This window comes from Mycobacterium sp. 1245805.9, assembly GCF_001672915.1.
Classification (GTDB): domain Bacteria; phylum Actinomycetota; class Actinomycetes; order Mycobacteriales; family Mycobacteriaceae; genus Mycobacterium.
Map to the genome: position 1 here is coordinate 20,505 of NZ_LZKR01000001.1, position 11,410 is coordinate 31,914.

An 11,410-nucleotide genomic window follows, 5' to 3' on the forward strand; every position below is an offset into this window, starting at 1 on the left:
TTCGCCTCACCCGGAGGGACTTCGATGACAACTATCGTCCCCGAGCCGACCACCGCCAAGCGGGAACCCGGCCAGCTCGTCGAGATGGCCTGGGATCCGATCACGCGGATCGTGGGCAGCCTCGGCATCTACACCAAGATCGATTTCGAGAACAAGGAAGTCGTCGAGTGCCACAGCACCTCGTCGATCTTCCGCGGCTACTCGATCTTCATGAAGGGCAAGGATCCTCGCGACGCCCACTTCATCACCAGCCGCATCTGCGGCATCTGCGGCGACAACCACTGCACGTGTTCGGTATACACCCAGAACATGGCGTACGGGGTCAAGCCGCCGCATCTCGGTGAGTGGCTGATCAACCTCGGCGAGGCCGCCGAGTACATGTTCGACCACAACATCTTCCAGGAGAACCTGGTCGGGGTGGACTTCTGCGAGAAGATGGTCTCCGAGACCAACCCGAGCGTGCTCTCGCTGGCGGAGAAGACCGAGGCGCCACACGCCGACGCACACGGGTACCGGACGATCGCCGACATCATGCGCTCGCTCAACCCGTTCACCGGGGAGTTCTATCGGGAGGCGCTTCAGGTCAGTCGCTGGACGCGAGAGATGTTCTGCCTCATGGAGGGTCGCCACGTGCACCCGTCGACGCTGTACCCCGGCGGCATCGGCACCGTCGCCACCGTTCAGCTGATGACGGACTACATGACGCGGCTGATGCGCTATGTCGAGTTCATGAAGAAGGTCGTGCCGATGCACGATGACCTGTTCGACTTCTTCTACGAAGCGCTGCCCGGTTACGACAAGGTCGGGCTGCGCCGCACGCTGCTCGGCTGCTGGGGCTCGTTCCAGGACCCCGAGGTCTGCAACTTCGCGTACAAGGACATGGAGCGTTGGGGCAACGCGATGTTCGTCACGCCGGGCGTGGTGGTCGACGGCAAGCTGGTCACCCACTCGCTGGTGGACATCAACCTCGGCATCCGGATCCTTTTGGGCAGTTCGTATTACGACGACTGGACCGACCAGGAGATGTTCGTCAAGACCGATCCGCTCGGCAACGCGGTGGACCGGCGCCACCCGTGGAACCAGCACACCAACCCGCATCCCCAGAAGCGGGACATGGAGGGCGGCAAGTACAGCTGGGTGATGTCCCCGCGCTGGTTCGACGGCACGGACCACCTGGCGCTGGACACCGGCGGCGGCCCGCTGGCCCGGTTGTGGGCGACGGCGCTCGCGGGCCTGGTCGACATCGGCTACGTCAAGGCGACGGGGAACAGCGTCAAGATCAACTTCCCCAAGACCGCCCTCAAGGGGCCGGTGGAGCTGGAGTGGAAGATCCCCACGTACGGCAGCAACACGATCGAACGTGACCGGGCCCGCACCTACTTCCAGGCCTACGCGGCCGCGTGCGCTTTGCACTTCGCCGAGAAGGCGTTGGAGGAGATCCGCGCAGGGCGCACCAAGACCTGGGAGCGCTTCGAGGTGCCCGACGAGGCCATCGGTTGCGGGTTCACCGAGGCGGTGCGCGGCGTGCTCAGCCACCACATGGTGATCCGGGACGGCAAGATCGCCAACTACCACCCGTACCCGCCCACCCCGTGGAACGCCAACCCGCGCGACAGCTACGGCACACCGGGACCGTACGAGGACGCCGTGCAGGGTCAGCCGATCTTCGAGGAGAACGGCCGGGACAACTTCAAGGGCATCGACGTCATGCGCACGGTGCGCAGCTTCGACCCGTGCCTGCCGTGCGGCGTGCACATGTACCTCGGGAAGGGCAAGACCCTGGAGAGACTGCACACGCCGACCCAGTCGCCTGTCGGGGCGTGACGATCGCAAGCGCGGCGAAGCCGGGCGAAGCGGGTCGTCACAAAATTGGAGGACGCATGGCTGATCGCCCGGAGACTCCCGAGAACGAAACGCAGTGGCGCGCAGCGGGCGATCGGATCCAGACGCTCCTGGATTCCTGCGCGGCGGGCGGCGCGGCCGCCCACGAGCGCGCGCAGCAGTTGGTCCGCGAGGTGGTCGGTCTCTACGGGGCCGCCCTGGAACGGATCGTGCGGGCCGGCGAGGCCGGTTTCGCCGAGCGGCTGGCCACCGACGACCTGGTGGCCAGCTTGCTGCTGGTCCACGGGCTGCACCCGCATGATGTGCACCGACGGGTGTCCGATGCGCTGGACCGGGTGCGGCCGTACCTCGGCTCGCACGGCGGGGACGTCGACCTGCTGGAGGTGGTCGGCGATGGCACCGTGCGGCTGGCATTCAAGGGCAGCTGCAAGAGTTGCCCGTCGTCGGCCGTGACGCTGGAGCTGGCCGTCGAGGACGCGGTCCGGGCGGCCGCGCCGGAGGTCACCTCGATCGAGGTGGTGACGGCGGAGCCGGCGAGCGACGAGTCCGTGATCCCGGCGGAATCGCTCATGGCACACCTCCGTTCGAACGGGGCCGGTACCTGGCATCCGCTTCCCGAATTGGCCGAGTTGGAGCCGGGCGACGTCGCGGGGTTCCGGGTCGCGGGCACCGCGCTGCTGGTGTGCAGGGTCGGCGACCTGCCGCTGGCCTACCGCGACCACTGCCCGGTCTGTGACGACTCGTTGGCGGGCGCACGACTGAACGAGACGCTGTTGGGTTGCCCGCGCTGCGGCACGCAGTTCGACATCGTGCACGCGGGCGCCGGCCCCGACGGAGCCCACCTCGAGCCGCTCCCCCTGCTGCCCCGCGACGGGGTGCCCTCGGTGGCGCTCGCCGAACCGATGGGGGCCGGCGCGTGACGACCCCGTACGACGTTTTGGCCCGCATCCGAAGCGACCGCGCGGCCCCCGAGCCGGCGGCCGAGCGCTGCGAAATGTGCTCCGAAATCATCGCCGACGAACACCAGCACGTCGTGAATGTCGGTGCCCGGCAGCTGATGTGCGTCTGCCGCGCCTGCTACCTGCTGTTCACCGATACCGGCGCCGACCTGCGCTACCGGGCGGTGCCGGACCGGTACCTGGCCTTCCCGAGCTTCGCGCTGGACCGCCGCGCGTGGGAGGCGCTGCAGATTCCCGTCGGCGTCGCCTTCTTCTTCACCAACTCCGCGCTCGGGCGCACCGTCGCCTTCTACCCCGGCCCGGCCGGGGCGACCGAATCCGAACTCGACCTTCAGGCCTGGAACGCGATCGGCGGCGCAGATCCGCGGGTGGGCCTGCTGACCGACGACGTCGAGGCGCTGCTGGTCCGCGTCCCGGATAACGAATCTGCCGATCCGCAAACCTATCTCGTCCCGATCGACGCCTGCTATGAGTTCGTCGGGCGCCTGCGCATGCTGTGGCGGGGGTTCGACGGCGGCCAGGAGGCCCGCGCGTTCATCGACGACTTCTTTGCCCGGATCGCCGCTCGCGCAGTGGAGACGCCGCCATGACAACAGAGCACGTGGACGTGAACTTCGCGGTCCTCGACGTGGCGCCCGAACCGTACTCGGTGAGCCCGGTGCTCACCGCGCGGGTCAGCGTCGCCGCCAGCAGTGACGACCCGGTCCACGCGATCGCCCTGCGCTGCCAGGTCCGGATCGAGCCGCTGCGGCGTTCCTACTCGGAGGCGGAGGCGGCCGGGCTGCTCGACTTGTTCGGCCCCCGCGAACGCTGGGCCACCACCCAACGCACTTTCCTCTGGCAACACGCGACCGCGATGGTGCCCGGCTTCGCCGGCAACACGACGGTCGCGCTCCCGCTGGATTGCACCTACGACTTCGAGGTCGCCGCCGCCAAGTACCTGCACGCGCTGCGCGACGGCGCGCTGCCCCTCCAATTCCTGTTCAGCGGAACCATTTTCGTCAAGTCCGAACGCGGCTTCTCGGTCCAGCAGGTGTCGTGGGACTGCGAGTATCGCTACGACATGCCGGTCGCGGTGTGGCGGGACCTGATCGCACAGCACTATCCCAACACCGGCTGGGTGCGGCTGAGCCACGAAACCATCGCGGCGCTGGCGGCCTACAAGTCGGCGCAGGGGCTGCTCGACCTCGACCACGCGGTCACCTCGCTGCTGGACACCGAACGGGAGGCGGCCACATGACCTCCGCTTGGGACCGGGCCCGCGCCGTCGCCGACGCGGTGTTGTACGAGGGTTACCTGCTCTACCCGTATCGCGGCACGTCGAGCAAGAACCAGTCACGCTGGCAATTCGGCGTTTTGGGCCCGCCCGGCGCCGCGGACGCCGGCCTCGGTGAGGACGACACCCTCGCGGCGGCGTTCCTGGTCGACGGGTCGGAGGCGCTGACGCTGGTGGTGCGATTCCTCCAGTTGCAGCATCGCCGGGCCGAGCGCGAATTCGCGCACGGCGCATTCGAACCGGTGGACGAGCTGAAGACCGCGGCCGGGTCGTGGCTGACCTGGGACGAGGCGGTCGAGTGCGAACTGTCCTTCGGACCCCTCCCCCTGGACGGTCGGCCGCGCACGCTGCCGGTGCTGGCGGAAGCCGCCACGGATGTCGAGCTGCTGGCCGGTGGACGGCTGGTCCGCGAACGGCGCGAGGTGCGCGGTGAGCTGACGGTCGCCAGCGAGCCGGACGGCGACCTGCGCCGGGTTACGGTGCGGGTAACCAACGTCGGCGAGGCCGCCGGCAGCAAAGCCGATTCGATCGCGCGGTCCATGATCGGCACCCACATCATCGCCGAAGTCGTTGGCGGGGAATTCGTTTCGCTGCTGGAGCCGCCGCCGGGCGTCGCCGCCGCGGCGTCGCGCTGTCGCCAGCACCGATGCTTCCCCGTGCTGGCGGGCCCCGCGGGCACCCGCGACATCCTGTTGATCTCGCCGATCATCCTCTACGACCACCCCGAGGTCGCCGAACAAAGCAGCGCGGCGCTGTATGACTGCACGGAGATCGACGAGATCCTCACGCTGCGCGTGATGACGATGACCGACGAGGAGAAGGCGCAGGCGCGGGCCACCGACCCGCGGGCCGCGCACATCATCGACCAGTGTGACGCCATGTCACCCGACGCGATGGCACGCCTGCACGGTGTGCTGCGCGACCCGCACGCGCTCTCGGGGCTGGTCCCCGAGATCCCCGACGGGGTCGACTGGTGGGATCCGCTGGCCGACAACGCCGTCCGCCCCGAGGTCGACGCGGTGCTGGTGAACGGCGTCCGGGTCGCGCGCGGCAGTCGGGTGCGGTTGCGGCCGATGCGCAACGCCGACGCGCAGGACATCTTCGTCGCCGGCAAGACCGCCCGCGTGACGTCGGTGCACGAAGACGTGGAGGGCGACAAGCACGTCGCGGTCGTCGTCGACGACGACCTGGCCGCCGAGCTGCACCACTGGTACGGCCGCTACCTGTACTTCTCGCCCGACGAAGTGGAACCGCTCGAAGCCGGACAACCGGCAAAGCCCTGAAAGGAGATCGAAATGGAAGTCTTGGGCTGGATATTCCTCGCCATCATCGCGGTGGTGGCCGCGATCGCAGTCATGCTCGGGCTGATATCGCTGCCCGACGCCCGCCGCTACCTGAAGCTGAGGCGGATGTAGCCAACCGGGGGAACCGATGACAACACGCATCCTGGTGGCCGGGATCGGCAATATCTTCCTGGGGGACGACGGATTCGGCTCGGAAGTTGTCCGCAACGCCGAGATCCCGGGGGACGCCGCCGGCGTCCGGGTCATCGACTACGGCATCCGCGGCATGCACCTGGCCTACGACCTGCTCGAGGAGTGGGATTCGTTGGTCCTCGTCGACGCCGTGCCCAGCCGCGGCAGCCCCGGCACGTTGCACGTGTTCCAGGCCGACTGCGAAGAGACCTCGGACGCAACGGGTTTGGACGCGCACAGCATGGATCCGGCCGCGGTGTTCGCCAGCCTGCGCGCCCTGGGGGGCAGCCCGCCCTACACGGTGGTCGTGGGGTGCGAGGCGGGCAGCGTCGAGGAAGGCATCGGGCTCACCGAGCCCGTGGCCAAGGCCGTACCCCGCGCGGCGCGGGCCGTCGAGGAAATCGTCGCGGCGCTGCAGACGTCCACCGTAGGAAAGGGCCGCTGAGCCATGTGCCTGGGGATTCCCGGTCAAGTGATCCGGATGTTGGACGGATACGAGGGGCAGCTCGCGCTCGTCGACGTCACCGGCGAGGAGCGCCGGGTCAACGTCGGCATGCTGCCGGAGGAGACGTTCGCGCCCGGCGACTGGATAATCATCCACATGGGCTTCGCCGTGGAGAAGACGGACCGCGCCGGCGCGGAGGAAGCGATGGCCGGCCTCGAGCTGATGGGCCGGGGCCGCGCCGATCCGACGGCCAGCCCGGGGGGCGGCTGAGATGACCGAAGCCCCCCTGATGCTGCGGAACGACGACATTCGGCAGCACTTCACCGTGACCGGTGTCGTTCAGGGGGTCGGCTTTCGCCCATTCGTCCATCGCATCGCCAGCGAGCTCGGCCTGGCCGGGTTCGTCGGCAACGATTCCGGCGCGGTGTTCCTGGAGGTGCAGGGGGATCGCGCACGCCTGGCTGAATTCGCCCGTCGGCTGCGCGCCGAGGCCCCGCCGCTGGCGCGCATCGGCAGCGTGACCGTCGCCGAGCTGCCGGCCGACCGCCTCGATGGACGCGAGTTCCGGATCGTCGAGAGCCGGGCCGTCGCCGGTGCGGCCACACCGATTCCGCCCGACATCGCGGTGTGCGACGACTGCGTGCGCGAGCTGTTCGACCCGCGCGACCGCCGTTACCGCCACCCCTTCGTGACCTGCACCAACTGCGGGCCGCGGTTCACCATCATCCGGGAGTTGCCGTACGACCGCCCGGCCACGACCATGTCGGCGTTCGCGATGTGCGGACGGTGCGCCGCCGAATACCAGGATCCGGCGGACCGCCGGTTCCACGCGCAGCCGATCGCCTGCCCCGATTGCGGGCCTTCGCTGCGGTTTTCGTCGCGAGCCGGTGAGGTGGCCGGGTCGGACGCCGCGCTGGCGGCCGCCCAGCGCGCGCTGGCGACCGGTGCCGTCGTCGCGGTCAAGGGGATCGGCGGCTACCACCTGGCCTGCGCGGTCGACGACGACGCGGCCGTCGGCGCCCTCCGGTCCCGAAAGGCGCGGGGCGCCAAGCCATTCGCCATGCTCGTCCGCGATCTCGAGGTCGCGCGGCGCTACGCGTGCGTCGACGCCGACGAGGCCGCGGTGCTGTCGAGCGCCGCCCGCCCGATCGTGCTGCTGCGCCGCCGCGCGGCTGCGCCGGTCGCCGACGCGGTCGCGCCGGGCAGCCCGCTGCTCGGGCTGATGCTGCCCTACTCCCCCATCCATCACCTGCTGCTGGCGCCCGTGCCCGGCACGGTCGAACGGGTGCCCGACGCGCTGGTGCTGACCAGCGCCAACCGCTCCGACGAGCCCATCTGCTTCACCGATGACGATGCCGCCGAACGACTTCCGGCGCTGTGCGACGCGGTCCTCGACCACGACCGGCCGATCCACGTGCCGTGCGACGACTCCGTGGTGCGAGTGATCGACGGTCGGGAGCTGCCGATCCGCCGGTCCCGCGGCTACGCGCCGCTGCCGGTCGACCTCGGGCGCACGGGGCCGGCCGTGCTCGCCGTCGGCGGGGAGCTGAAGAACACCTTCTGCCTCACCGACGGCTCGCGGGCGTACCTGTCCGGTCACATCGGAGACATGGCCACCTGGGAGACACTGCGGTCGTTCGAGCGCGCGGTCGGCCAGCTCTCCGGGCTGCGCGGCGAGCCGGCACGAATGGCCGCGGACCTGCACCCGGGGTATCACACCCGGAGCTGGGCGGAGCGCCATGCCGGCGAGCGGCCGCTGGATCTCGTCCAGCACCACCACGCGCACGTCGTCTCGCTGCTGGCCGAGCACGGCCGCATCGGGGAGCCCGTCATCGGGGTGTCGTTCGACGGGACCGGCTACGGCTGCGACCAAACCATTTGGGGCGGTGAGGTTCTTGCCCTCGGCACCGACAGCCATCGGTTCGTTCGGGCCGGCCACCTGCTGCCGGTGCCGCTGCCGGGCGGTGACGCCGCGGTGCGCAACCCGTGGCGGATGGCGCTGTCGCAGTTATGGATGGCCGGCATCGACTGGACCCCCGACCTCGCGCCGGTCGCCGCCGCGACCGAGGACGAATTACGGCTCACCCGCTCGCAATTGGAGAGCGGAGCCGGATGCGTGCCGTGTTCGAGCGTCGGCCGGCTGTTCGACGCCGTCGCGTCGCTGCTCGGGGTGCGGCACCGGATCGACTACGAGGGTCAGGCCGCCATCGAGCTCGAGGCGCTCGCGGAGACCGCCTCGGACGATCAGGGGCCGTCGCTGCCGCTGAGCGTGCGGGCCGATGGGGTGATCGATCCGACGACCATGGTGCAAACGATGGTGGCGGCCCTCTACGCCGGCACCCGGCCCGCGCTGCTGGCCGCCGCCTTCCACGAGGCGCTCGCGGACGCCGTCGCCAAGGTGGTCGGTCGCGTGGCGGGCGATGTCCGTCTGGTGGGGCTCACCGGCGGGGTCTTCCAGAACGTGCTGCTGCTGCGCGCTTGCCGTGCGCGCCTGCGGCACAACGGATTCGAGGTGCTGACCCACCACACCGTCCCGCCTAATGACGGCGGGCTGGCGCTGGGCCAGGCCGCGGTCGCGATGCTGACGGGTTTAGCAGAGGATGCGCGATGACTACCACCACCGCGATCGACCGCGGGCTGGGCGCCGAGTTGGCCGAAGACCTCGCCGCCACCGCGTTCACGCTGGCCAAGCGTTTCGCCGCGGGCGCGACCATGTGGTCCATCGCGCCGTCGTGGGAACCACACGCGCTGCACATCGCCGTCGAGTTCGTGCATCCGGTGATCGTCGGCAAGCGGGCGCTGCCGGCCGTCGCGCTGACCGGACCCGACCTGGTGGACCTGGTCCGGGTGTCGGTTCGGCCCGGGGACATCGTGGTCGCGGTGTCCGGGGCCGACGACCCGCAGGTGCGCTCGGTGATGCGGCGCAGTCCGGCATGGGGCGCGACGACGATCTGGATCGGCAGCGGCGAGCGCCCCCCGGCAGGGATGGCCGATCACGTGCTGTGGCTCGACGATCCGGATCCGCGGGTGCCGGCGACGGGCGGCTTCGTGCTCTTCTATCACCTGCTGTGGGAGCTGACGCACGTGTGTTTCGAGCACCCGGGGTTACTGAAAGACGAGTGTTCGGAAGCACTTTGCGTGACGTGCAGCGACGAGGGGCGGCTGGGCGAAGTCATCGGCCCATCGGAAAGCGGCCAGGCGTCGGTGCGCACCGCGCGCGGCATCGAGGACGTGATCACCACGCTCGTCGACCCGGTGGCCGCCGGCGAGTTGGTGCTGGTGCACGCCGGCACCGCGATCAGCCGGCTGGAGGATTCGTGATGAGCACCGACGAACCCACCAACTTCCTGTATCCGTTCATCGACGCGCAGGAGGAGGACGCGAACTCGCTGCTGGCCGACCTGGCGGCCTCGGCGCAGGCGAAAGCGGCCGAGAGCCTGGCGCTGCGCCGCTCCACGTGCGAGGCCAACGCCGACCTGGTGGAGGCGGCCGCCACCGAGATGGCGCGCCGGTTCGCGGCGGGCGGGCGGCTGTTCACCTTCGGAAACGGGGGCAGCTGCACCGATTCCACGACGTTGGCGCGGCTGTTCGCCCGGCCACCCATCGGCAGGCCGCTGCCCGCGTGGCCGTTGACCGCCGATCAGGCCGTCCTGACCGCGTTGGGCAACGACGTCGGGTTCGAGCTGGTGTTCGCCCGCCAGTTGATCGCCCGCGCGAAGGACGGTGACATCGCGATCGCCATGTCGACCAGCGGCGGTTCGCCCAACCTGCTCGCCGCGCTCGCCGAGGCGCGCCGCCGCGGCCTGTACACCATCGGCTTCGCCGGCTATGACGGCGGCGCCTTCGCCCACGACCCGAACGTGGACGCCTGCTTCGTCGTTCGGTCGCAAAGCGTGCACCGGATACAGGAGTCGCAGGCGCTGCTGGGCTACCAGCTGTGGCTGAGCGTGCACGAACGGTTGGGCGACGAGGGGCTGGGGGCCGCATGAGCAAAGCTGGCGAATACCTTTCGTCGGGCCCGCGGTTCGGCGAGGGCGAGGTGATCGAGCGGATCGAGTCGTTCCGTAGGCGCCGCCCCCGGCTGCTCGACGACCACGTGACGCTGGCCCACGGGGCGGGCGGCAAGGCCTCGGCCGCGCTGGTGGATGCGGTGTTCCTCGAGGCCTTCCGCAACCCGCTGCTGGAGTCCCTCGGCGACGGTGCCGTCCTTGCGCTGCCCGGCGGCGAGCGCCTGGCGATGTCGACGGACTCGTTCGTGGTGCAGCCCAGGCGTTTTCCCGGCGGGTCGATCGGCGAACTCGCCGTCCACGGCACCTGCAACGACCTCGCGATGGCCGGCGCCGTGCCGTCCTGGATCTCGGCGGCTTTCGTGATCGAAGAAGGCTTGCCGATCGCGGAGTTGAAGGAGATCGTCGCCGACATGGCCGCGGCGGCCGCGGCCGCGGGTGTGCAGATCGTCACCGGGGACACCAAGGTGGTGCCCAAGGGCGCGGCCGACGGGCTGTTCATCACCACCACCGGGGCGGGCGTCATCCCCAACGGGCGGGCGCTGTCGGCGCAGTCGGTGCGCACCGGCGACAAGGTGCTGCTGTCGGGGCCGATGGGCGATCACGGCATGGCCGTCATGCTCGCCCGCGGCGACCTGGCGATCGAGGCCGACATCGCCTCCGACACCGCGTCGGTCAGCCCGCTGGTGGAGCTGCTCTTGGCGGCCGCCCCGTCCACCCGGTGGATGCGCGACGCGACCCGCGGCGGGGTCGGCACCGTGTGCAACGAGCTCGCCCAGGCCTGCGGTCTCGGGGTGCTGCTCGAAGAGGAGCGACTTCCGGTGCGGCCCATGGTCAACGGGGCCTGCGAGTTGCTCGGCATCGATCCTTTGTACGTCGCGAACGAGGGCAAGTTCGTCGCCGTCGTCGCCGCGGAGGAGGCCGACGCCGCGCTGGCCGCGCTGCGGTCCCATCCCCTGGGCGCCGACGCGGCCGAGGTGGGGGAGATCGTCGCCGAACCCGCCGAAACCGTGGTGCTGCGCACCGGGTTCGGCGGGACGCGGATCGTCGACATGCTCGTCGGGGACCCGCTGCCGAGGATTTGTTAAAGGAGATGGGCTGACATGTGCCTTGGGATTCCGGGCCGGATCGTCGAAATCACCGATCCCGCAAACTATCTGGCGAAAGTAGACGTCAGCGGCGTGCAGCGCACCATCAGCGTGCGCCTGCTGGAGGACGACATGCCCCAGCCCGACGACTGGGTCCTGGTCCACGTCGGGTTCGCCATGGCCAAGATCGACGAGAGCGAGGCGTTGCTCACCCTGGCCGCCATCCAAAAACTCGGCGACGCCTATGCCACCGAGATGGAAGCCTTCGACTCGTCGGCCATCACTTAGACCGACGACGATGCGGGCCGCTAGCGGCCC

The 11,410-nt window shown here is 69.9% G+C and carries 12 protein-coding genes; all 12 read left to right on the forward strand.

Annotation, left to right across the window (positions count from 1 at the left end; genetic code table 11):
* Nucleotides 1-24: 24 nt before the first annotated feature.
* The 12 genes from A9X00_RS00095 (at nucleotide 25) to A9X00_RS00150 (ending at nucleotide 11,380) form a co-directional block, all read left to right on the forward strand.
* Nucleotides 25-1,824 (forward strand): nickel-dependent hydrogenase large subunit, encoded by a 1,800-nt coding sequence (locus tag A9X00_RS00095; RefSeq protein WP_067147410.1) that lies wholly within the window; start codon nucleotides 25-27, stop codon nucleotides 1,822-1,824.
* Nucleotides 1,825-1,880: 56 nt separating this feature from the next.
* Entirely contained in the window at nucleotides 1,881-2,762 is an 882-nt protein-coding gene (locus A9X00_RS00100; protein WP_067147413.1) for a NifU family protein, read from the forward strand.
* Complete coding sequence (locus tag A9X00_RS00105) at nucleotides 2,759-3,391, forward strand: DUF5947 family protein (RefSeq protein WP_067147416.1); 633 nt, start codon at nucleotides 2,759-2,761, stop codon at nucleotides 3,389-3,391. The genes A9X00_RS00100 and A9X00_RS00105 overlap by 4 nt, the downstream gene beginning before the upstream one ends.
* On the forward strand, nucleotides 3,388-4,041 hold the full coding sequence (locus A9X00_RS00110; RefSeq protein WP_067147419.1) for a DUF6084 family protein: 654 nt from the start codon (nucleotides 3,388-3,390) through the stop codon (nucleotides 4,039-4,041). Before A9X00_RS00105 ends, A9X00_RS00110 begins: the two co-directional genes overlap by 4 nt.
* The gene (locus A9X00_RS00115) at nucleotides 4,038-5,360 is read left to right on the forward strand and encodes a hypothetical protein (RefSeq protein WP_067147423.1); all 1,323 of its coding nucleotides are present in this window, start codon (nucleotides 4,038-4,040) and stop codon (nucleotides 5,358-5,360) included. Before A9X00_RS00110 ends, A9X00_RS00115 begins: the two co-directional genes overlap by 4 nt.
* Before the next feature lie 148 nt (nucleotides 5,361-5,508).
* Nucleotides 5,509-5,997 carry a hydrogenase maturation protease gene (locus A9X00_RS00120; protein ID WP_067147426.1) on the forward strand — a complete coding sequence of 163 codons (489 nt, stop codon included), beginning with the start codon at nucleotides 5,509-5,511 and terminating at the stop codon, nucleotides 5,995-5,997.
* 3 nt (nucleotides 5,998-6,000) lie between these two features.
* Nucleotides 6,001-6,267: a HypC/HybG/HupF family hydrogenase formation chaperone gene (locus A9X00_RS00125; protein WP_067147429.1), complete on the forward strand. Its 267-nt coding sequence runs from the start codon at nucleotides 6,001-6,003 to the stop codon at nucleotides 6,265-6,267.
* 1 nt (nucleotide 6,268) lies between these two features.
* A complete protein-coding gene (gene hypF / locus A9X00_RS00130) occupies nucleotides 6,269-8,608 on the forward strand; it encodes a carbamoyltransferase HypF (RefSeq protein ID WP_067147432.1) in 2,340 nt (779 codons plus the stop codon).
* The gene (locus tag A9X00_RS00135; RefSeq protein ID WP_067147435.1) at nucleotides 8,605-9,318 is read left to right on the forward strand and encodes a hydrogenase assembly protein HupF; all 714 of its coding nucleotides are present in this window, start codon (nucleotides 8,605-8,607) and stop codon (nucleotides 9,316-9,318) included. The genes hypF and A9X00_RS00135 overlap by 4 nt, the downstream gene beginning before the upstream one ends.
* Complete coding sequence (locus A9X00_RS00140; protein WP_067147438.1) at nucleotides 9,318-9,986, forward strand: SIS domain-containing protein; 669 nt, start codon at nucleotides 9,318-9,320, stop codon at nucleotides 9,984-9,986. Before A9X00_RS00135 ends, A9X00_RS00140 begins: the two co-directional genes overlap by 1 nt.
* Nucleotides 9,983-11,092 (forward strand): hydrogenase expression/formation protein HypE, encoded by a 1,110-nt coding sequence (hypE, locus tag A9X00_RS00145; protein ID WP_067147441.1) that lies wholly within the window; start codon nucleotides 9,983-9,985, stop codon nucleotides 11,090-11,092. The genes A9X00_RS00140 and hypE overlap by 4 nt, the downstream gene beginning before the upstream one ends.
* 15 nt (nucleotides 11,093-11,107) lie before the next feature.
* Nucleotides 11,108-11,380 carry a HypC/HybG/HupF family hydrogenase formation chaperone gene (locus A9X00_RS00150; protein ID WP_067147445.1) on the forward strand — a complete coding sequence of 91 codons (273 nt, stop codon included), beginning with the start codon at nucleotides 11,108-11,110 and terminating at the stop codon, nucleotides 11,378-11,380.
* The last annotated feature ends 30 nt before the right edge of the window (nucleotides 11,381-11,410 follow it).